Raw genomic sequence first — 19,311 nt, 5'->3', positions numbered from 1 at the left:
ATAACGAGGAGGTTCCAATGAATCAAAAACTGGCATACGTCACGGGGGGAATGGGCGGCATCGGCACCGCCATCTGCCAGCGCCTGCACAAGGACGGTTTCAAGGTCGTCGCCGGCTGCGGCCCCACCCGGGACTACAAGCAGTGGCTGGAGGAACAGAAAGCCCTGGGCTACACCTTCTACGCCAGCGCCGGCAACGTGGGCGACTGGGATTCCACGGTGGAGGCCTTCGCCAAGGTCAAGGCCGAGCACGGCCCGGTGGCGGTGCTGGTGAACAACGCCGGCATCACCAAGGACGGCCAGTTCCGCAAGATGAGCAAGGCCGACTGGGACGCGGTGCTGTCCACCAACCTGGACAGCCTTTTCAACGTCACCAAGCAGGTCATCGAGGACATGATCGAGGCCAATTTCGGCCGCATCATCAACATCTCCTCGGTGAACGGCCAGAAGGGCCAGTTCGGCCAGGTGAACTACTCCACCGCCAAGGCCGGCATTCACGGCTTCACCATGGCCCTGGCCCAGGAGGTGGCGGGCAAGGGCGTCACGGTTAACACCGTCAGCCCCGGCTACATCGGCACCGACATGGTCCGCGCCATCCGCCCCGAGGTGCTGGAAAAGATCGTCGCCACGGTGCCGGTGAAGCGCCTGGGCGAGCCCTCCGAGATCGCCTCCATGGTGGCCTGGCTGGCTTCCGACGAGGGCGGCTACGCCACCGGCGCCGACTTCTCGGTGAACGGCGGCCTGCACATGGGCTAAGGCCGGCATCGTTGCAGCCTAAGGCCGGCCCGTCCCTCCGGGGGCGGGCCGGCTTTTTTTCGCCCGGCAATAAGTTGTTACCTGAATTTACCGGATACGGCATGGACGCCCCCGGCTCATGGTGGTTTCATATAAAGAAACAAAGCCGCTCGAGATCGTCATGAAAAACATCAAGCTCACCCTGTGGGGCCTGTTCCTGGGCCTGTCCGCCCTCTGGCTGCTGGCCGACAGCCTGCTGCCTGCCCCCTTCACCTATTTTTCCTTCCGCGGCGTCTTCGTCCAGTACACCGGCCTCCTGCTCATGGGCGCCATGAGCCTGGCCATGATCCTGGCGGCCCGGCCCAAATGGCTGGAGCCCCGCCTCAACGGCCTGGACAAGATGTACCGCCTGCACAAATGGCTGGGCATCAGCACCCTGGTGCTGGGCCTCATCCACTGGTGGTGGGCCCAGGGCACCAAGTGGATGGTGGGCTGGGGCTGGCTGGTCAAGCCGGCGCGCAAGGGCGCCGGCCCGGGTGGTCCCGGCGGCCCTGGCGGCCCCGGCATGGGCGCGGACACCCTGGCCGAATGGCTGCGCAGCCAGCGGGGCCTGGCGGAGAACATCGGCGAATGGGCCTTCTACGCCGCCGTGGTGCTGCTGGTGCTGGCCCTGGTCAAGCGCTTCCCCTACCACCGCTTCGTGCAGACCCACAAATGGCTGGCAGCCCTCTACCTGCTGCTGGTGTACCACGCCCTGATCCTGTTCAAGGCCGAATACTGGAGCCAGCCGGTGGGCTGGGCCCTGGCCCTGCTGCTGCTCGGCGGCACGGTGGCGGCCTGGCTGGTGCTGTCCCGCCGGGTCGGCGCCGGGCGCAAGGTTGCGGGACGCATCGAAAACCTCACCTACTACCCGGAACTGCAGGTGCTGGAAACGGCGATCCAGCTGGAGCCCGGCTGGGCCGGCCACACCGCCGGCCAGTTCGCCTTCGCCACCTCGGACCAGGGGGAGGGCGCCCATCCCTACACCATCACCTCGGCCTGGGAGCCGGAGAACCGGCGCATCGTCTTCATCACCAAGGCCCTGGGCGACCACACCAGCCGCCTCCGGGAAAAGCTCAAGGTGGGCGCCGGCGTGGTCGTCGAAGGCCCCTACGGCTGCTTCGACTTCAACGACCGGCAACCCCTGCAGATATGGATCGGTGCCGGTATCGGCATCACCCCCTTCATCGCCCGCATGAAGCAGCTGGCCGCCCGGCCCGGGCAGCAGAGCATCCACCTGTTCCACCCCACGGCGGAATACTCGGAGGCCGCCATCGCCAAACTGCGGGCCGATGCCGCCGCCGCGGGGGTGCATCTGCACCTGCTGGTGAGCCCCCGGGACGGCCTGCTGGATGGGGAACGCATCCGCCAGGCCGTGCCCGACTGGCGCCAGGCCAGCCTGTGGTTCTGCGGCCCGCCCGCCTTCGGCCAGGCCCTGCGGCAGGATTTCCAGGCCCAGGGCATGGCGGCGGAACGCTTCCACCAGGAACTGTTCCAAATGCGCTGAGGCCCCGAGGGGCGGGCGGAAGGGAATTGGTCATCAAAAAGCCTTCCAGCCCGCCTACAATAGCGGTTTGATCCTCAGCACACTGCGCACGCACACGGAATTCGCCATGACTTTCAAGGTATTCATCGACGGCCGCCACGGCACCACCGGTCTCAAGATCGACGAGCGGCTCTCCATCCGCCCGGAAATCGAAATCCTCACCATCCCCGAGGACAAGCGCAAGGACCCGGCGGTCAAGGCCGAGTACATCAACAGCGCCGACGTGGTCTTCCTCTGCCTGCCCGATGCCGCCTCCCGGGAATCCGTGGCCCTGCTGGCCCCGGGCAACACCAGGACCCGCTTCCTCGACGCCTCCACCGCCCACCGCACCAACCCGGACTGGGTGTACGGTCTGCCCGAACTCAACGGCGGCCAGCGCGAGCGCGTCGCCAAAGCCCAGAAGGTGGCCGTGCCCGGCTGCCACGCCAGCGGCTTCATCATGCTGATGGCCCCCCTGGTGGCCGGCGGCATCGTGCCCAAGGACTACCCGGTCAGCACCTACTCCATCACCGGCTACAGCGGCGGCGGCAAGGAAATGATCGCCAGCTACGAAGAGCCCGCCAGCCTGCCGGACGCCATGAAGAGCCCGCGCTTCTACGCCCTCGGCCTCACCCACAAGCACCTGCCGGAAATGCAGATGCAGACCGGCCTGGCGCATCAGCCCCTGTTCACCCCCATCGTCGGCAACTTCGCCCAGGGCATGGTGGTGGCGGTGCCCCTGCTGCCCCGGATGCTCGGCAAGAAGGTCACCCCGGCCGACCTGCAGGCCTTCTACAGCGAGTACTACGCCGGCGAAGTGTTCGTGAAGGTGATGCCCCTGGATGCCGCCCCGGTGCTGGACAACGGCTTCCTGCCAGCCACCGCCTGCAACGACACCAACCGGGCCGAGATTTTCGTCTTCGGCCACGGCGAGCAGATCCTGGTGGCCTCCCGCTTCGACAACCTGGGCAAGGGCGCCTCCGGTGCTGCCATCCAGTGCATGAACCTGATGCTGGGCGTGGACGAGGCAACCGGCCTGGCCGTTTAAGCACCGCCCATCGCACCAACGAAAAGGCCGGCCCGGGCAATCCGGGCCGGCCTTTTCTTTTATGCCCAGCTCAATCAAGTGATCCAATTTGATTGACGAAAGCGCTCCGGAATCGGGCAGCCTCGGTGCTAGTCTTGGCTCATCACTTCGACCGAGCGCCAGCATGGACCAAGACCGCCTCCCAGTACGCCAACGCCTTATCAGCGCCGCCCTGGAGCGCTTCCTCGCCGATGACTACCACCGCGTCACTACCCGTCAGATCGCCGAACAGGCAGGCGCCAACGTTTCCATGATCCGCTACTACTTCGGCAGCAAGGAAGGGCTTTACGAAGAGATGATCCGGGAAAGCCTGGCCCCCTTGCTGGAGGTGCTGGATGGCCCCCTGTTCGACGCAGTGGACGGCTTCGGCAGTCTGCTCCGGCTGTACTACGACACCATGGCCGGCCAGCCCCAGTTTCCCAAGCTGATCCTCAAGGTCCTGGCGCTCAACCAGGGCCCCGGCCGTCGCTTCATCCAGCAGCTGCTGGAACGGGGCCGCAACCGGGGCTCCCGGCGGGTGGAGGGGCTCAAGGCCAGTGGCCAGGTGGATGCCGGCACGGACCCGGACATCCTGCGCCTGGCCTTCGTCAGCCTGGCCATGACGCCCATGCTGCTCAAGGACATTTTCGAGGAGCAGATGGAACGGCCCATGGATGGCGAATTTCTCGCCCGCCTGGCCGATTTCAACGGCCATCTTTTTACCGCCGGACTCAAGCCCGCCGCCGACTGAGGAGCCCGCCATAACCTACCAGCGCCACGCCGGAGCCGTACGCCGTTTCGGCCGCCTCATGCGCTTCGCCAGCCGGGTGCAGCAATGGCCGACACGCCTCACCCCGGCCCCGTTCCGCCTGCTGCAGATCGGCTCGGCCTTCTGGCAGTCCCGCGCCCTCTACGCCGCCGCCCGCCTGGATATTGCCACCCGACTCGGGGAGGAAACCCTGACGGCGGAGGAGATCGCCTCGCGCATCGCAGCCGATGGGGATGCCATCGCCCGCTTGCTGCGGCTGCTGGCAGCCCTGGGAGTGTTCCGCGAAACGGCGCCCCGCCGCTTCGTCAACAATGAACTGTCCGGCTGGTTGCGCCGGGATCACCCACGGAACCTCAGGGCCATGATCCTCCTGCACAACGATCCGGCCATGTGCCGCCCCTGGTATGAATCCCTGGAAGAAGGTCTACGCGAGGGTAGGGCGCCCTTCGCCCTCAGCCACGGTCAGGAGCTCTTTCCCTATCTGACGGACCATCCCGAACTGGAGCGCTTGTTCGCCGACGCCATGGATAGCGTGGAAGCCCTGAGCGGCGACAGCTTCGCCACTGACTTTGACTGGAGCCGCTTCCATCACCTGATCGACCTGGGGGGGGCCCGCGGCAGCAAGGCCCGCACCATCCTGCGCCACCACCCCCGGCTGCGGGCCACGGTGGTGGAGCGGCCCAGCGTGGTGGCCGAGGCCCGGCAGCATCGGGAAGGCGATGCAGAAGCGGAGCGCCTGACCTTCCTGGCCGCCGACCTGCAAAGTTACCAGCCACCGCCGGCCAGCCCCGGCGATGTCTTCCTCCTCGCCGCCGTGCTGCATTGCCTGGACGATGCCGAGGCCGCTGCCGTGCTCGGGCGCGTGGCCGCCGCCGGCGCCCCCGTGGTCGTTCTGGAACAGGTGTTGCCGGAACAGGGGGCCGACCTGGCCGCCGCCTCCTTCGACATGCAAATGTTCATGGGCACCCGGGGGCGGGAGCGCACCCGGGCGGAATGGCAAGCCCTGGCCGTGAAAGCCGGGGTGGTGCTGGAAGAAATCGTGGCCCTGCGCAGCTTTGCCCGGATTCTGGTGTTCCGCCGGGGCCACTGAGGCCGCTCAGTAGAGCAGGAAGGGCGCCCGCTCCATCTCCCACGCCGCCTCGTCCGGCCGCACCAGGGCGTCGAAATCGGCCGGGGTGGCGGCGGCATCATCCACCCATTCCCGCAGCAACGGGCTGCCGTTGATGAGGTCGATGGCCAGGCGGTCCCGTTCGTATTCGTAGGGGAAGTCGCGCCAGATCGGGTAGTCGGGCTGCAGGCGGCGCAGGGCCTTGAAGGCCAGGGTCTGCAGGCGCCAGGGCTGGAAGGCGGCGTGGTCGTAGTGGGCCGGGTCTTCCATGTGAATCTGCACGCCGTGGCACAGCTTGCCGGCGTGCTTGTGGAAGGTGGGCTCGAACCAGCATTCCCGCAGCACGCAGCCCTTGAGCCATTCAGGGGCCAGGGCGCGCATCTCGGCGATGATCGCCCGGGCATCGATGTCCGGGGCGCCGAAGAGTTCCAGGGGGCGGGTGGTGCCCCGGCCTTCGGAAAGGGTGGTGCCTTCGAGCATCACCGTGCCGGCGTAGGCCCGGGCCATGGAGAGATTGGGGGCGTTGGGGCTGGGGTTCACCCAGCTGCGCTCGCCCAGGGGCCAGCCGTAGCCGGGGCCGGCTTCGGGCTGCCAGCCGGCCATGGTGATGACCTGGCAATCCACGTCCAGCTTGAGGCTGGCGACGAACCAGCGGGCCAGCTCACCCATGGTGAGGCCGTGGCGCATGGGCAGGGGACCGGCACCGACGAAGCTCTCCCAGCCCTGGCGCAGCAAGAGGCCTTCCACCGGACGGCCGGCGGGGTTGGGGCGGTCCAGCACCCAGACACTCTTGCCGTGTTTGGCCGCCGCTTCCAGCACGTAGCGCAGGGTGGTGATGAAGGTGTAGATGCGGCAGCCCAGATCCTGCAGGTCCACCAGCAGCACGTCGAAGCTGTCCATCATGGCGTCCGTGGGCCGGCGCACTTCGCCGTAGAGGCTGAAAACGGGAATGCCGTGCAGGGGGTCCACGTAGTCCGGGGATTCCACCATGTTGTCCTGCTTGTCGCCGCGCAGGCCGTGCTGGGGGCCGAAGGCGGCACTGAGCTTGAGGTCGGGCAGGGCGGCCAGGGCGTCGAGGGAATGGGTCAGGTCCCGGGTGACGGAGGCGGGATGGGCGAGGAGGGCGACCCGCTTTCCCGCCAGGGGGCGGCGCAGGGCGGGGTCGGCGAGCAGGCGGTCGAGGCCAAACTGGATCATGGGATGTCCTACAGGTCGGGCAGGGCGAGGGGAACGGCAAGCGCGAATCCGTCCCGGTGGTGAAAGTCGGCTTTGCCGGCGGGGTGGGCCAGGGCCCAATAGGAGAGCAGGCCGTCGGCCTGCTCCACCACAGTGGTCAGGGCCAAAAGCAGCTCGCCGTCGCCGGCAGGCAGGGCTTCGGCGGGCAAGGCAACGCGGAGGCTCAGGCTGCCCTCAGCCACTTGCCACTCCAGATGGGGCGCCGGCAGGGTGACATTTTCCAGGCGCTGGCGGTAGGCAGCGAAGGCGTAACCGGCCCACTGGCCGGAGGGGGAGAAGTTGTACTCCCGATACGCCTCGCCGCCCCGGCGGAGGAAGACCTCGAAACAGGTGTGGGCCCACAGCCGGTCGGGCGCCACCGGTGCGGCGGGGGAGGGCAGGCGCAGGGCGGCCAGATCGCCGGCGAGGTGGTAATCCAGTTGCAGGCCGCCGCTGCCATGGGCGGCCACGGCTACCGCAATACCGGCCACGGCAGGAGCCGGATGCTCGGGATGGGGCGTCAGGGCGCGGTTGGCGGGCAAGGAGGTCATGGGCAAAAGGGGGAAGGCGCCGGGCATGGGGAAAATGGGCAAGCAGGGGCGAAGTTTAGCCCAGCCCGGGCCGCCCCGGATGCCGCGGGGCCGGCGAAGGGCCTTACAATTTGGCCCATGCTCCCGATCCGCTACGTCGAACCCGTGTTCCGCCCGCCCAGCGAGGCCGAATCCCTGATCCTGCCCGTCACCGACGGCTGCTCCTGGAACCAGTGCACCTTCTGCGAGATGTACACCGCCCCCCAGAAGCGCTTCCGCGCCCGGGAGGAGGAAGAGGTGCTGGAAAGCATCCGCCGCGTCGGTGCGCAGTACGGCAGCCAGGTGCGGCGGGTCTTCCTGGCCGACGGCGACGCCCTGGTGCTGCCCACCCGGCGCCTCCTGGCCTACCTGGAAGCCATCCGCAGCCACCTGCCGGCGGTGCAGCGAGTGTCCAGCTACTGCCTGCCGCGCAACCTGCGCAAGAAATCCGTGGACGAGATCAAGGCCCTCAAGGAGGCCGGCCTCTCCATGGCCTATGTCGGCGCCGAATCCGGTGACGACCTGGTGCTGGAGAAGGTGAACAAGGGCGAGACCTTCGACAGCACCCGGGAGGCCCTGGAAAAGCTGGGGGAGGCCGGCATCACCCGCTCGGTGATGATCCTCAACGGCCTGGGGGGGCACGCCCACTGGCAGCAGCACGCGGAAAACTCCGCCCGCCTGGCCAACGCCACCCAGCCCGAATTCCTTTCCACCCTGGTGGTCAGCTTTCCCATGGGGGAAGAACGCTTCCGCGCCGACTACCCGGAGTGGGAACCTCTCGACCAGTTGGGCCTGTTCCGCGAGATGGAGCGCTTCCTCTCCCTGCTGCAACTGAAGCGCACCGTCTTCCGCAGCGACCACGCCTCCAACTGGCTGGTGCTGAAGGGCAACCTGCCCACGGACCAGGACAAGCTGCTGGCCCAGGTGCGCGCCGCCCTGGCCGACCCGGCCCACGCCCCCCTGCGGCCCGCCTGGGCCCGGGGCCTGTGAGGCAGACGCCATGAGCCACGGCGTGCCCCTGCGCAGCTTCAAGGACCGGCTCCGCCAGGTGGCCCTCTTCGAACTGCTCGGCCTGCTGCTGATCACCCCGGGCTTTGCCTGGGTCTCGGGCCAGTCCATGGAAAGCGCCCTGGGCCTGCTGGCCGTGCTGTCCCTCATGGCCGCCCTGTGGAACGGCGGCTACAACACCGCGGTGGACTGGCTGCAGGCCCACCACTTCGGCACCCGGGCCGACCAGCGCGGCTGGCGCGGCCGCATCCTGCACGCCCTGTGCTTCGAGGGCGGCCTGCTGCTCCTGACCCTGCCGGTGATCGTGCTGTGGACCGGCCTTTCCTGGTGGGCCGCCCTGGTGGCGGACCTGGGCCTGGCCCTGGTGTATACCGCCTACGCCTTCGTCTTCAACCTGGCCTACGACCGGCTCTTTCCCATCGTCCCGCCGCCAGCGTAGACCGCCACCAGCCGCAGTCCCAGGGGCGAGGGCAGGGCCTGCAGGGCGAAGTCGAAGCGGTTGGCCTCGGCGCACAGGTCCAGGTCGGCGGGGGGCAGGTGGGGCTGGTCGCCGGCGGCGAAGCGGCGGCCGAAGTCCGACTGCCGCACCCGCTCGGAGAAGGACTCCGGGGAAGGACTACCGCCCTGCAGCAGGGCTTCCAGATAATCGGCGCAGGCCACGTCCTCGTCGCCGTCCCGGTCCGTCCATTCGCCGGTGATGACCATGGTCACCCGGGGCACGCCGGCGGCCAGGATCACCGCCGCCGTGGCCCGGGCATTGAGCAGGGCCGCGCCGAAGAGCAGGGGGGCCGTCCGGTAGCGGCTGAGGCCCCGCACCCCGGCGGCCGTGCAGTGGATCAGGGTGCGCCCCTGCAGCTCCGCCCCCTGCACCGCGCTGGGGGAATTGCCGTAGTGGTAGCCGGGGATGGGAGCGCCGCCGCCCACCGCCCCCACCAGCAGGGCCTGGGGCAGATGCTGCAACAGCAGCAGGCCGTCGCCGGGGGCGGCCACCGGGTACAGCTCCCGGGCGCCCCGATGGATGGCCCAGGCGGCGGTGGAGAAGGAGCGCAGCACGTCGATCACCACCACCGCCCCGGTGGGTTCGGGGGCGGCACTGAGTCGGTTCAGGTAGCGGCGTTCGACAAGGGGCGGGGGCATGGTGCCCCCATGCTAGCAAAGCCGGGCAGGGCGCGGAATCCGGGGCCTTTCCGGACGTCGCCGGGCTTCAGATGCGGCGCCGCATTGCTGCCCCGGGGAACGGCGGCCACGACACGGAGGAGGACTATCCGCTGGCCCGCCCGTAGCCAAACTGCGGGGCGGAGCTGGCCTGGGCCGGCAGCAGCGCTGCGGCGAGGGAAGTCAGCCGATGCCGACCCTGCCGTTGCTCATGGGGGACTGCCGGCTAGCGCCCCACTCAGGCGGACGCCAGTTGCAGGCGGTTGCGGCCGGCTCTTTTTGCGCCGTAGAGGGCCTCGTCGGCCTGGTGCACCAGGGTTTCGGCATGCGCCTCCCGGCTCGGCACCACGCTGGCAATGCCGAGGCTGACGGTGACGATGCGGAGAGCGGTTGCCTCATGGGGCAGGGCCAGGGCCCAGATCGCCTGCTGGATGTTGCGGGCGATCTCCTGGGCCTCGGGGGCGGAGGTATTCGGCAGCAGCACGACAAACTCCTCCCCGCCATAACGCGCCACCAGATCGCTGGCCCGCCGCCCCGCCCGGGTGAGCACCCCGGCCAGGGCCTGCAGGCAGGCGTCCCCCTCCAGGTGACCGTAGTGGTCGTTGAAATGCTTGAAGAGGTCCACATCGAGCATGATCAGCGCCAGGGGAGCGGCGCTGCGCTGGGCCCGGCTCCACTCCTGCACCAGGGTCCGGTCGAAAGCCCGGCGGTTGGCAATGCCCGTGAGCCCATCCGTATAGCTCAAGGCCTCCAGCTTGGCATTGGCCTCTTCCAGAGCCCGGGTGCGTTCCTCAACCAGGGCTTCGAGCTCCCGGTTACGCTCATGCAAGCCCTTGAGGGGATACACCTCCCCGTCCCGGACCAGGTGATAGGGAATGGAAATGCCGCTGTGGGCGATCATCCAGGCGCCGTTTTCCTGCTTGAACAGCAGCACCAGCCGGGCCGTCTCCCGGGACAGGATATGGTCGGGCAGCGGCAGGTGGATATGGAAGAAGGCCGTGACCAGGACCACGTCGGCACTGATGTCCTGCAGCGACAGATCCAGCATTTCGATGCGCAGGGGTTCGGCAACCTGGGCAAAGTCCTGGCGGGTGATCCGGACCCATTCGGCCTTGTCCTTCACCAGGAAATCACCGCCACCGGTATAGCCGCTGAAGTTTTCGCTGAAGCGGGAGGTCAGCCGGTCATCCCGGGTGGCGTACATCTCGATGTATTCATCAAACAGGGAGCGAATCAGGCGCTGTCGTTCTGGGTCCATGGGCAGTGTCATTGAGGAGATCGTCAGAGCCAATGATGCCTGAAAACGAAGGCGTAGAATGGCGCCTTGCGCCCTTCTCCCGGCCCCCAACCCTCCGCCCGACCTGACGCCACGCCATGCTGCCCACCTTCCTGCAAGCCGACGCCGACCTGCAAGCCCTCAACACCCTGGCCCTGCCGGGACGCGCCGCCTTCCTCGGCACCATCACCGCAACGGCACAACTGGCGGCCCTCTCCGCCGTGCCTGCCCTGCAAGGCAAGCCCCGCTTTATTCTTGGCGGTGGCAGCAATCTGGTGCTCAACGGCGACTTCCCCGGCCTGGTGCTGCGCCTGGCCATCCCCGGCCGGGAGCTGGTGGCGGAAGACGACGAAGCCTGGTACATCCGCGCCGGTGCCGGCGAAAACTGGCACGACTTCGTGCGCTGGACCCTGACAGCCGGCTACCCAGGCCTGGAGAATCTCTCCCTCATCCCCGGCACCGTCGGCGCCGCACCGATCCAGAACATCGGCGCCTACGGCCTGGAAGTGGGTGAACGCTTCCACCACCTGGAAGCGGTGGACCTCACCACCGGCGCAGCGGTGCGCTTCGACCGCCACCAGCTGCGCTTCGGCTACCGGGACAGCCTCTTCAAGCAGGAGGGCTGGCACCTCGACGGCCGCTACGCCATCACCCACGTCACCTTCCGCCTGGAGAAGCGCTGGCAGGCGGTGACCCGCTATGCGGACGTGGCCAAGGAACTGGCCGCAGCCGGCATCGCCGCCCCCACGGCGCTGCAGGTGTCGGACGCCATCATCGCCATCCGCCAGCGCAAGCTGCCGGACCCGGCCCAGGTGCCCAACGCCGGCAGCTTCTTCCACAACCCGGTGGTGGACGCCGCCACCGCCGCCCGACTGGCGGCCGAGTACCCGACCCTGCCCCAGTACCCCCAGCACGACGGGCGGGTGAAGCTGGCCGCCGGCTGGCTGATCGAGCAGGCGGGGTGGAAGGGGAGGAATCTGGGGCCGGCGGGGATGTATGAGAAGCAGGCCTTGGTGCTGGTGAATCGTGACGGCGCCACGGGGGCGGATGTGGGGGCCGTTATGGCGGCCGTGCAGGCCAGTGTGCGGGAGAAGTTTGGCGTCGGGCTGACGCCGGAGCCGATTTTTCTCTGATCCCCAGCAGAGGGATAACCGCAAGAACGGCGCTAGCTCATGCAACAAAGTGATGGAAGGCAGCCACCAGTAATTGGATAGTTATGACTAACGCCCCAGCAAAAAGAAGAAGAAAAAAGAAGAGCACCCTTTGAATCACAAACTGGACAACGTAGTTATCTTCCCCCGGAGCCCCTTTGGGCATATCCCGATAAACCGGAAGCCCCAATAACTCTTTCCAGTCATATTCGGAATAGCCTTTTTTCCCCCATAACCAAAGGGCAAACTGGACTGTAATAGCCGCGGACACGATCGTAGCTATAACAAGAAGCAACGTTTCCATGTTCTCTTTCCTAAAGTTTGGCTAACGCCAGGGACTGATTGGCAAAAAGGGAACCCGAGATGGACAGTCGGGCGCCTATCTCGGCTTGATTCAGATCATCCGCTTCCACGAAGCGGACACCACCAACGACACGAACAACGACTTGCCGATCAAGGGCGTTGCTATCCTGTCAAGGTTCGCTGTTACCCATGTTCTTTCCTCGTACCACGCTCAACTTTTTTTCTGCTCTTCTATGTAGCAACGCCATTCCGCTCGGGCTTCCACTGTTAGGAATATGTAGTAGAAGAAAAACGCTGTCTCTATGAATGACACAGATTTCCCTTTGAAGCCGCTCAGAAAAATCCGGGAAATAATCTTGATCATGATGAGGAGAGGCGCCATGCAGAATGCGAACATCAACAGGGTCTGCAGATAGGTCTTTGGTATCGCTTCACCCAGGAATCTGGTTTGTATGGCAATGGCACAGGCAATGACCGTTACGATAGACGCTACGATTAGTCTGGATACGGTCTGTTCTGTCACGATTCAAGACTCGCGTAAAAATATTCCATCGAGTGATCATCGCCCGCCTCAAGCGGTGATGGGTTGATTGACCGCCAGGTTCCGCGCCTGACGCGCGGGTTACTTTCTTTTGTCTCGCCAAAAGAAGAGTAACCAAAGAAAACGCGAGCCCGGTTTGGCGCCCCGCTACGCGGGGTCTCCTGCGCTACTCGCTTCCGGCGGGGGCTGCGCAACTCTGGCCTAAAGGCCCTCAAACAGTGCTCGCCCTTTTCCCGCCAAAAGCTGCGTTGCTCGGCGCCGCACAGGGCAGATGTAACTTTCTCCGAAGGGCCTAAGCAGCCCTCCTTACAAACCCACTCAATAAATAGTTGGACTGAATCTAATTATCCACGGCCTCTGGACGATCAACCCAATCGCAAACCCCGCAGCTTGAGTAGTAGTCACCATTAGGCGGGATCGCCATATCAAAGTGCGTGCGAATATCAGAAGATTTACAAACAGGGCACTTCCCAATCTGATCTGCACGCCCTCCTTCTAGGATTTGGATATAGTGACCGATAGTCATCTGGCATGAATGCACTGCAATGGATGATGCTGTTCGCGTGGCACTACGCGTGTGAGTTAGCCAATTTGCTAGCTGCCATGTTTCTTTAGACGTATTTTTCAAGTGCTGCCTGAGTTCTTGGTTGCTTCCACCAGAACACAGTGTGTTCATGAGTAATACAGACCAACCTACAAAGTCAGCATCCTTTGGCATCTCAGTACCTTCCGGAAACTTAACTCTTCGACGCAGAGCCTGAACAAGTGATATCAAACTCTCTCGAAGTAGCATGCCAACCGATTGGAAGTCCTCAACCTCTACTGCTGAATCATGCCTCGCTTCAGCTTGATCAGCACGACGAATGACCTCATCAAATGGGGTCGGCTCCTCGGGATCAATCCCATCTGACCGACTGCGCAGTCGTGCCATCAAGCCAATGTGAAATGAAATAGTGTAGTCAAGACTTGGGAAGTGCTTTTGAGAGTACAGGTTTGTCAAATTCGTAATAACCCACCACCGATCCTTATCAGTCGTGACATCCCAAATATCGTACACATCACCAAGCACGATCTCACGCTTGACTCTTTCAACATGCTGAACAGTCTCATCGCGAGCTTGCCCTTCAACGTAGGTAGCGATGTCTAGTTCTGAATGAGGGTCACGATCCACGCTATATCTACTTAGCTCACTCGCAGGCACCGGATGGTCATGTACAACACAATCGGATTCTGATTTTTCGATGTTGCCTTTTTGCATAGTTAGGACGCCTGGCTAATGATGGGAGCAACATAAACTCTAAATCGCGATAAGTAGTCTGAGGGCAGAACCCGTATTCCGCCAATAGCATATGTCCCGCCCTTAAAAATATCCGAACTCTCGTTCGGAGCAATATTCATCAGCGTGTAAGCCGGCGCGCGATTTGTCGGTGTTTTGCACGCGATTTGTCGTAGGCCGGTAACGCTAGAACAGCCCGCCCATCACCCCTGGTTCGTAGTTCGTATCACCAGCTCCCGGCTCTCCCCTGGAGCCCCCTGGTTGTTCCCCACGCTGTACTTGATCCCCAGCTCGTGAAACACCTGGCCGGCGAACGCCTGGCGGATGTCCGGGTGGTCGTTGATGCTGACCATCATCTTGCCCTTGCAGCTGCTCATGGCCTTGGCCATCGCCTCGTATTGCTCAAAGCCGAAGGGGACGCCATAGCCTTCAGTCTGCCAGTAGGGAGGGTCCGCATAGAAGAAGGTATGGGGACGGTCATACTTGGCCAGGCACTCCAGCCAGGGAAGGTTCTCCACCAGGGTGCCGGCAGCCAGGCGCAGATGGGCGGAAGAGAGGTTCTCCTCGATGCGGAGAAGGTTGATCGATGGCGCGGTGGTGGCCGTGCCAAAGCTCTGCCCTTCAACCTTCCCGCCGAAGGCGTGATGTTGCAGGTAGAAGAAGCGGGCCGCCCGCTGGATGTCGGTCATGGTTTCTGGCCGGGTTTCCTGCAGCCACTTGAAGACCTGGCGGGAGGACAGCGCCCACTTGAACTGCCGTACGAACTCTTCCAGGTGGTGCTGGACCACTCGGTAGAGATTCACCAGCTCGCCGTTGATGTCGTTGATGACTTCGCAGTTCGCCGGTACCGGCCGGAGGAAGTAGAGGGCGGCTCCACCGCAGAACAGTTCCACGTAGCACTCATGCTTGGGGAACAAGGGGATCAGACGGTCGGCCAGGCGGCGCTTTCCACCCAGCCAGGGGATGATGGGACTTGCCGGATTGTTAAGGAACGGGGTGGTCACAGAGGCTCTCCTTTGGCGCACTTGGCGCTGGATCGGGAGGCTCGGTGGCCTTCAGGTCATTCATCACCCCACAGCGGGGGCACTTGATGGCCAGGCGCCGGTAATCGGCTTCGGCCAGCTTCTTGTTGCAACTACTACAGCGGATTTCCTTCACGGTAACGCCTATGTGTTAGGCTTCGGCCCGCCGTCGCGACGGTAACGGTGCCTTGGCTAAACGCAGGCTGCTTCTGCGGGAGGTGGCCGTTGGGGGTGTTCCTGCACCTCCAGCGGTCGCACCGTTCTTCCCTACACCGGGTAGCTCTTGCCAGCCTTCGGCGCCGGCTTTGCCACCCCGTCAGAAATGGTTACTCGATCTCCGGCGGTAACGGTGCCGGAGGCTTTTAGCGTCAGCAGGCCGACGCGGGTGGCCACCTTGACCACGTCGCCCTGGACAGAGGCCACGACTCCGGTCGAGGCATCCGGCCCCTGCAGCAGCCGGCGCAGTTCCCCCAGGGCGTGTCTCACAGCGGGCGCTCCAGGCCGATATTGGCGCTGCAGCGCACGTTGTCGGCCGTGAATGAGACGCTGACGATTCGGCCTACCCAGGGGGCCTGGCCAGACGGGAAGCCCTTGGCGATGTTTCCCGGCAGCATCCCGGCCTTGGGGGCGCAGGTGGTGGTGACCGACTCCCTGGGCGTTGCCCGGTCGTTCATTTCCGCCCAGCCCCGCTCCAGAAGAGCTGCCTCACCCTCAAGCAGGGGCACTTCCACGTCGGCACCGCGTCGATCCCCAGCACCCCGATACACTTCAACCAGGCCGGCCATCAAGCATCCTCCTCGACTTCGGTCGTGGGCCGGCTGCCGGTGATCAGTACCAGCACATCGAAGTCCACCAGGCCGGCAACGCGTTCCGGTGCCACCAGCCCATAACTCACCGCCCGACAGGTATAGGTGATGCGGGCAATGGCCACCCCGGATTCATCGGCGGTCAGGCTCAGGCCATCGCCTCCAAGCTTGATGCCTCCCAGGCTACGGCCGATCCATAGCACCGAGGTGATGGCCTTGGCCGGTACCGGCAACGATCCTGCAGCCGAATTCTCGAAAGAGATATCTTCCGTCTTGATCAGGGTCACCTCATCACCGCCCACAATGCTGCCGGCAGAAGAATCCAGCTTCAGCTCGATGCCTTCGGAGCGATGCACCAGGAACCATGCCGTGTCGCCGGGAAGAAACGAGGTCTTCCCAGCGTTCGGGCCGGCTGCCCGATCATCAACGACGGCAGACAGATGATCGCTGGCGCTGGTGCTGGCGCCGAATTGAACCCGCACCGTTACATTACTCATCAGCGTCCTCCAGTAGAAATTGCACTTCCTCCACCTGGTCGTCAGCGACGGCCCAGACGTAGGCTCTCGTTGAATAGCGAACCTTGGCCAGGCTATACCCCAGGCCGTAGGACGCCGTCAGGGTGTCACCATCGAGCAGTACTCCGCCAAGATCGGTATGGAGCCAGGTCACCTCCAAAAGCGCCTGGGCGGGCGTTGATAGCCGGGCAGCGCCATCCTTGAACTCGACGGTCTCTTCGATCTCCCAGACCCGGATGCCCTTCGGCGTTATGGAAACTGACGGGCGGCCGGTATGCACCAGGCTGACCGGCCGCCACGGGCTCGGCCAGGCGCGCACCGTTCCACTCAAGGGGTTGGTGTCTGCCTCAAACTCGATACGGTCGCTCGAGCTATCTGAGGCGCCCCCGTTTCCGATGGTCAGACGATTCACGATCTCGACGTTGATGGTGGACGTACTGCGGACAGTGGCTTCCGAGTCGTAGAGATTCACGTCCGGGACCGCGCTGGTGAAGTCTGCAGGGGCGACGCGATACCGACGCCTGGCCACCACGCTGCCATCGGGCCGGGACTCCAGAAGCCCGCCGATGGCCTCGACGATGCTTCTGGCTGCAGCCAGTGGGGTGGCGGACGTAAAGGCCAGGCCAGCTGTCGGAAGAGTCCAGTCCGGCAGGCTCCAGGCCAGCGTTACTACACTGCCAAGCAGAGACTCCACCGCTTCCTTGGCGGTGGTGCCGGCGAGGAATGAGATATCGCCCGAGAGCGCGTAAGGGGTATCCAGCCAAGCCACAGGGGAAAGGGCCTTGGCGCTCCAGGTCCGCCCTGCAGGCCCCTGTGCATTCTCGCCCCGCTCATCGAGGCGCAGGGAGAAGGTATAGCCGCACATCGTCAGCGTCAGCTGCTCCCCGGTTTCGAGCTGGAGGAACTCTTCCTCACCGCCCAGGGTTATATCAGCCTGCCAATATGGGGAATTTTCAGAGGCGGAAACCGTTACCCGGCGCGGGCTCAACCAGCGACCGTCACCAGCCACAAGCACCACGCTGGAATCGATCACCTGGCCATCCGCAGGAGCCGTCCATGGCAGCCGGCAGCTGGCGGCCGCCCGGTGCCTGGAGCTGATATCCCATGGGAACACCACGCCCCCCTGCAACGGGGATGTTACGGCCCAGGGCGCCACCAGGCGCTTTGCCACAGGCGTAGTCTTCCCCCAGGGAAAAGCCATCCGGCGAGAAACCCGGGACGCCCATTCCAGCCGCATCCAGCCCGCCAGTTTTTCTGACCAGGGGAAAGCTATCGTGCGGCAAACGACCTGGGTATTTGCCCACATCAATTCAGCCCGGCCCGAAACTGCAACCGTAGTCGCCCAGGGCATGACCAGGCGGCCACTTATAGCTCCTGGTTGAGGCTCGGGTGACGTCGCGCCCAGGGACACCCCCAGGGCATCGAGGCCGAGCGGGCTGGAGAAAATAAGCACTCTTAGAACCCGTCAGGGACAGCGAAGAAGGGGCCGGTGTCACCGACCCTGGCCACCGCCCAGCCGGGAACGACATTTTCACCGACGGTGAACCCGTCCGTTGCGGCCATCAGGTCCATCAACTCCCCCATGTAGAAGCATGGCATCTTGCTCGGCGCCATGACCACCGGGAAGATCGGGGCGATGGTGGGCGCCATACCTCCTGCCACGCGTTCTCCGGGCATGGGATTACCCGGATACCAGGTTGGCTGGAACAACGGGGAGAATAGAATTCCCTGGGCCTGGGTTGTATCGGCAGCGTCGAAGCCGGCACCGGCATGAGCAATCCCAGACCAGGATGGGGACCAATACCCTGAAACCGGGCCGAGACTCACAGCCAGGTAACGCGGGAAGATGCCTTCGTGCATGTCACTCGGATAGCGGCGTACCCGGCTCCCCGCAATGGTCAAGATGCCATTAACTTCAATCCGCCAGGAGCCGGTGATACCGTTCAAAACGCAATGGACATCTGCACCACTCGGGATGGCAGCGCTGACCCAGCTCGTAAAGGCGACACCCCGAATGGCCGCTCCGATTCTAAGATTTCCCGTGCTGTCATCCACGTTCCAGGTGGGAAAGTCCTCAGTCGGACCTTCCGCTGTGGCCACACCGAACTGCTTTAGCCCGTAGGCTGCAGCGGCCGTTATCTCTTCAAAGCCACAAGCAATCGCATTGCTCAAAATGGCATCGGCTAGGCCGGTGATGCCGGTGTGGTTGAAGTCGGTCATGTAGGGAGTTGTCATGCGCTTTCTCCCTGGATGCCGATTGCCACGTTGTCGCCGGAGACCGAAGCGGCACCGGCCGGAGTGACCCGCTGCAGCCACAACGGAATGGCGGCCGGCTCGGTGGAAAACGTCAGCGTGTCGCCGGCGACCCAGGAACCGCCCCAGACATCGGACGGAATGGAGAAATAGACACCGCCCGCAGGGTTGGCCGGCGCAAATGCGGCCGCCGTGGTGCCGCTGGCCACCCCGACGCCCAGGACGTCACCATCCAGGCGGAAGGCCGTGGAAGAGGTAAAGGTCAGGGTCCAGTTCTGCAGCACCGTGCCCCGATTGCTGCCGGCCGGCTTGGCACCGCTATGGGTTCCTCCTGCCGTAGCGGCAACCGGCACCGAGGCACCGGCCTTGACCGAGGCATAGGTAAGGACGCTGGCCACGGTCACCGCCCCGGCCGCCGGATCAAATGCGGCACCGAGGGCGGCGGTAAGCGTTACTGTGGCCGTCAGGCCGGACCAGATAACGTTATCGACCATGGCGAAGGCCTCGGCGCCGCCACCGCCGGTGGCCGGCATGTTCGCCACGCGGATGGCATCGCCTACCCGGATCGGTCGCAGGTTAGCGAACTCGGCATGCTCAAAATCGACCACCAGCTGCAGCGCATCTGCAGCGATAGCGGCCGCCAGGCGACCGACGCCATAGGGGCGCCCGATGACTTCGTTTTGCGTGTCGCTCTGGGTGCCGGCGTAGAGCAGCACGTATCCATCACCTGGCGTGACGTCCTCGAGGAACACCTTGGCGTCGATCATTTCCGCTTCAGCGGCGCTGGCCACGTGGAGGAAGACCTTGCGGTAGTGCTCGGCGCCGGCCAGGCGCTGGGCCTGGGTAACGTCGGGGAAGAGATTGTTCTTCACGCTGGAGACGACGGCCGCGCTGGTCATGCGCCCCCCGTTCTGGGCCGGCACCGTATCGGAGGCCAAGGCGGCCCGGCGGAAGATTAGTTCGTTACCTGCAATGGGCAT

The 19,311-nt window shown here is 64.7% G+C and carries 23 protein-coding genes; 8 read left to right on the top strand and 15 right to left on the bottom strand.

The genetic code is table 11. The annotated features are described in order from the left end of the window. The first annotated feature begins 17 nt into the window (after positions 1-17). The 5 genes from phbB (at position 18) to ACLSSQ_RS00555 (ending at position 5,223) form a co-directional block, all read left to right on the top strand. Entirely contained in the window at positions 18-755 is a 738-nt protein-coding gene (gene phbB, locus ACLSSQ_RS00575) for an acetoacetyl-CoA reductase (RefSeq protein WP_014235888.1), read from the top strand. A gap of 160 nt (positions 756-915) precedes the next feature. Then, positions 916-2,280 (top strand): ferric reductase-like transmembrane domain-containing protein, encoded by a 1,365-nt coding sequence (locus tag ACLSSQ_RS00570; RefSeq protein ID WP_416243489.1) that lies wholly within the window; start codon positions 916-918, stop codon positions 2,278-2,280. Positions 2,281-2,386: 106 nt separating this feature from the next. Further along, the gene (gene argC, locus ACLSSQ_RS00565; protein WP_014235890.1) at positions 2,387-3,346 is read left to right on the top strand and encodes an N-acetyl-gamma-glutamyl-phosphate reductase; all 960 of its coding nucleotides are present in this window, start codon (positions 2,387-2,389) and stop codon (positions 3,344-3,346) included. A gap of 163 nt (positions 3,347-3,509) precedes the next feature. Further along, a complete protein-coding gene (locus ACLSSQ_RS00560) occupies positions 3,510-4,115 on the top strand; it encodes a TetR/AcrR family transcriptional regulator (protein WP_130459659.1) in 606 nt (201 codons plus the stop codon). A gap of 58 nt (positions 4,116-4,173) precedes the next feature. Then, complete coding sequence (locus ACLSSQ_RS00555) at positions 4,174-5,223, top strand: methyltransferase (RefSeq protein WP_416243488.1); 1,050 nt, start codon at positions 4,174-4,176, stop codon at positions 5,221-5,223. Positions 5,224-5,229: 6 nt separating this feature from the next. Here the strand turns inward: ACLSSQ_RS00555 and ACLSSQ_RS00550 are convergent, their stop codons facing one another. After that, a complete protein-coding gene (locus ACLSSQ_RS00550; protein ID WP_416243487.1) occupies positions 5,230-6,438 on the bottom strand; it encodes an exo-beta-N-acetylmuramidase NamZ domain-containing protein in 1,209 nt (402 codons plus the stop codon). An 8-nt stretch (positions 6,439-6,446) separates the two neighbouring features. After that, a complete protein-coding gene (locus ACLSSQ_RS00545) occupies positions 6,447-7,007 on the bottom strand; it encodes a DOMON-like domain-containing protein (RefSeq protein WP_416243486.1) in 561 nt (186 codons plus the stop codon). 117 nt (positions 7,008-7,124) lie between these two features. Here ACLSSQ_RS00545 and ACLSSQ_RS00540 point away from each other — a divergent pair, with 117 nt between their 5' ends. Then, positions 7,125-8,015: a radical SAM protein gene (locus tag ACLSSQ_RS00540; protein ID WP_416243485.1), complete on the top strand. Its 891-nt coding sequence runs from the start codon at positions 7,125-7,127 to the stop codon at positions 8,013-8,015. A 10-nt stretch (positions 8,016-8,025) separates the two neighbouring features. Next, positions 8,026-8,472 (top strand): PACE efflux transporter, encoded by a 447-nt coding sequence (locus ACLSSQ_RS00535; RefSeq protein WP_014235895.1) that lies wholly within the window; start codon positions 8,026-8,028, stop codon positions 8,470-8,472. Here the strand turns inward: ACLSSQ_RS00535 and ACLSSQ_RS00530 are convergent. After that, positions 8,433-9,170, bottom strand: a complete 738-nt coding sequence (locus tag ACLSSQ_RS00530; RefSeq protein WP_416243484.1) for a 2-phosphosulfolactate phosphatase — start codon at positions 9,168-9,170, stop codon at positions 8,433-8,435. The genes ACLSSQ_RS00535 and ACLSSQ_RS00530 overlap by 40 nt on opposite strands. Positions 9,171-9,426: 256 nt before the next feature. After that, entirely contained in the window at positions 9,427-10,446 is a 1,020-nt protein-coding gene (locus ACLSSQ_RS00525; protein WP_416243483.1) for a diguanylate cyclase domain-containing protein, read from the bottom strand. A 116-nt stretch (positions 10,447-10,562) separates the two neighbouring features. Between ACLSSQ_RS00525 and murB the strand changes: the two genes are divergently transcribed. Beyond that, entirely contained in the window at positions 10,563-11,597 is a 1,035-nt protein-coding gene (gene murB, locus ACLSSQ_RS00520; protein ID WP_416243482.1) for a UDP-N-acetylmuramate dehydrogenase, read from the top strand. 37 nt (positions 11,598-11,634) lie between these two features. Here the strand turns inward: murB and ACLSSQ_RS00515 are convergent, their stop codons facing one another. From ACLSSQ_RS00515 to ACLSSQ_RS00465, 11 genes are all read right to left on the bottom strand, one after another. Next, positions 11,635-11,919 carry a hypothetical protein gene (locus ACLSSQ_RS00515; protein ID WP_130459650.1) on the bottom strand — a complete coding sequence of 95 codons (285 nt, stop codon included), beginning with the start codon at positions 11,917-11,919 and terminating at the stop codon, positions 11,635-11,637. A 210-nt stretch (positions 11,920-12,129) separates the two neighbouring features. After that, positions 12,130-12,441 (bottom strand): hypothetical protein, encoded by a 312-nt coding sequence (locus ACLSSQ_RS00510; protein ID WP_416243481.1) that lies wholly within the window; start codon positions 12,439-12,441, stop codon positions 12,130-12,132. 358 nt (positions 12,442-12,799) lie between these two features. Continuing rightward, positions 12,800-13,717, bottom strand: coding sequence for a hypothetical protein (locus ACLSSQ_RS00505; RefSeq protein ID WP_416243480.1), 918 nt, complete (start codon positions 13,715-13,717; stop codon positions 12,800-12,802). Between the two features lie 221 nt (positions 13,718-13,938). Beyond that, complete coding sequence (locus tag ACLSSQ_RS00500; protein ID WP_416243479.1) at positions 13,939-14,739, bottom strand: DNA adenine methylase; 801 nt, start codon at positions 14,737-14,739, stop codon at positions 13,939-13,941. Next, the gene (locus tag ACLSSQ_RS00495; RefSeq protein ID WP_416243478.1) at positions 14,720-14,893 is read right to left on the bottom strand and encodes a Com family DNA-binding transcriptional regulator; all 174 of its coding nucleotides are present in this window, start codon (positions 14,891-14,893) and stop codon (positions 14,720-14,722) included. Before ACLSSQ_RS00495 ends, ACLSSQ_RS00500 begins: the two co-directional genes overlap by 20 nt. Before the next feature lie 131 nt (positions 14,894-15,024). Then, complete coding sequence (locus ACLSSQ_RS00490) at positions 15,025-15,243, bottom strand: hypothetical protein (RefSeq protein WP_287874250.1); 219 nt, start codon at positions 15,241-15,243, stop codon at positions 15,025-15,027. Then, positions 15,240-15,542, bottom strand: coding sequence for a hypothetical protein (locus tag ACLSSQ_RS00485; protein ID WP_416243477.1), 303 nt, complete (start codon positions 15,540-15,542; stop codon positions 15,240-15,242). Before ACLSSQ_RS00485 ends, ACLSSQ_RS00490 begins: the two co-directional genes overlap by 4 nt. Next, positions 15,542-16,060, bottom strand: coding sequence for a hypothetical protein (locus ACLSSQ_RS00480; protein WP_416243476.1), 519 nt, complete (start codon positions 16,058-16,060; stop codon positions 15,542-15,544). Before ACLSSQ_RS00480 ends, ACLSSQ_RS00485 begins: the two co-directional genes overlap by 1 nt. Beyond that, complete coding sequence (locus ACLSSQ_RS00475; protein WP_416243475.1) at positions 16,053-17,111, bottom strand: hypothetical protein; 1,059 nt, start codon at positions 17,109-17,111, stop codon at positions 16,053-16,055. The genes ACLSSQ_RS00480 and ACLSSQ_RS00475 overlap by 8 nt, the downstream gene beginning before the upstream one ends. A 422-nt stretch (positions 17,112-17,533) precedes the next feature. Then, a complete protein-coding gene (locus ACLSSQ_RS00470) occupies positions 17,534-18,313 on the bottom strand; it encodes a hypothetical protein (protein ID WP_287874254.1) in 780 nt (259 codons plus the stop codon). Next, a complete protein-coding gene (locus ACLSSQ_RS00465) occupies positions 18,310-19,311 on the bottom strand; it encodes a hypothetical protein (protein ID WP_287874255.1) in 1,002 nt (333 codons plus the stop codon). The genes ACLSSQ_RS00470 and ACLSSQ_RS00465 overlap by 4 nt, the downstream gene beginning before the upstream one ends.

The sequence above is a fragment of the Azospira sp. APE16 genome (assembly GCF_047901315.1).
Classification (GTDB): domain Bacteria; phylum Pseudomonadota; class Gammaproteobacteria; order Burkholderiales; family Rhodocyclaceae; genus Azospira; species Azospira oryzae.
Note: the sequence above shows the minus strand (reverse complement) of the source record. Positions and strands in the feature narration are given on the sequence as shown.

Excerpts from the sequence above, each read along its gene's own strand:
- ACLSSQ_RS00570 (WP_416243489.1), top strand. The coding sequence starts at position 916 with ATGAAAAACATCAAGCTCACCCTGTGGGGCCTGTTCCTGGGCCTGTCC.
- ACLSSQ_RS00515 (WP_130459650.1), bottom strand. The coding sequence starts at position 11,919 with ATGGAAACGTTGCTTCTTGTTATAGCTACGATCGTGTCCGCGGCTATT.
- ACLSSQ_RS00525 (WP_416243483.1), bottom strand. The coding sequence starts at position 10,446 with ATGGACCCAGAACGACAGCGCCTGATTCGCTCCCTGTTTGATGAATAC.
- ACLSSQ_RS00555 (WP_416243488.1), top strand. The coding sequence starts at position 4,174 with ATGCGCTTCGCCAGCCGGGTGCAGCAATGGCCGACACGCCTCACCCCG.
- ACLSSQ_RS00505 (WP_416243480.1), bottom strand. The coding sequence starts at position 13,717 with ATGCAAAAAGGCAACATCGAAAAATCAGAATCCGATTGTGTTGTACAT.
- argC (WP_014235890.1), top strand. The coding sequence starts at position 2,387 with ATGACTTTCAAGGTATTCATCGACGGCCGCCACGGCACCACCGGTCTC.
- ACLSSQ_RS00540 (WP_416243485.1), top strand. The coding sequence starts at position 7,125 with ATGCTCCCGATCCGCTACGTCGAACCCGTGTTCCGCCCGCCCAGCGAG.
- ACLSSQ_RS00470 (WP_287874254.1), bottom strand. The coding sequence starts at position 18,313 with ATGACAACTCCCTACATGACCGACTTCAACCACACCGGCATCACCGGC.
- ACLSSQ_RS00545 (WP_416243486.1), bottom strand. The coding sequence starts at position 7,007 with ATGACCTCCTTGCCCGCCAACCGCGCCCTGACGCCCCATCCCGAGCAT.
- ACLSSQ_RS00465 (WP_287874255.1), bottom strand. The coding sequence starts at position 19,311 with ATGCCCATTGCAGGTAACGAACTAATCTTCCGCCGGGCCGCCTTGGCC.
- ACLSSQ_RS00535 (WP_014235895.1), top strand. The coding sequence starts at position 8,026 with ATGAGCCACGGCGTGCCCCTGCGCAGCTTCAAGGACCGGCTCCGCCAG.
- ACLSSQ_RS00530 (WP_416243484.1), bottom strand. The coding sequence starts at position 9,170 with ATGCCCCCGCCCCTTGTCGAACGCCGCTACCTGAACCGACTCAGTGCC.
- ACLSSQ_RS00480 (WP_416243476.1), bottom strand. The coding sequence starts at position 16,060 with ATGAGTAATGTAACGGTGCGGGTTCAATTCGGCGCCAGCACCAGCGCC.
- murB (WP_416243482.1), top strand. The coding sequence starts at position 10,563 with ATGCTGCCCACCTTCCTGCAAGCCGACGCCGACCTGCAAGCCCTCAAC.
- ACLSSQ_RS00560 (WP_130459659.1), top strand. The coding sequence starts at position 3,510 with ATGGACCAAGACCGCCTCCCAGTACGCCAACGCCTTATCAGCGCCGCC.
- ACLSSQ_RS00485 (WP_416243477.1), bottom strand. The coding sequence starts at position 15,542 with ATGGCCGGCCTGGTTGAAGTGTATCGGGGTGCTGGGGATCGACGCGGT.
- phbB (WP_014235888.1), top strand. The coding sequence starts at position 18 with ATGAATCAAAAACTGGCATACGTCACGGGGGGAATGGGCGGCATCGGC.
- ACLSSQ_RS00550 (WP_416243487.1), bottom strand. The coding sequence starts at position 6,438 with ATGATCCAGTTTGGCCTCGACCGCCTGCTCGCCGACCCCGCCCTGCGC.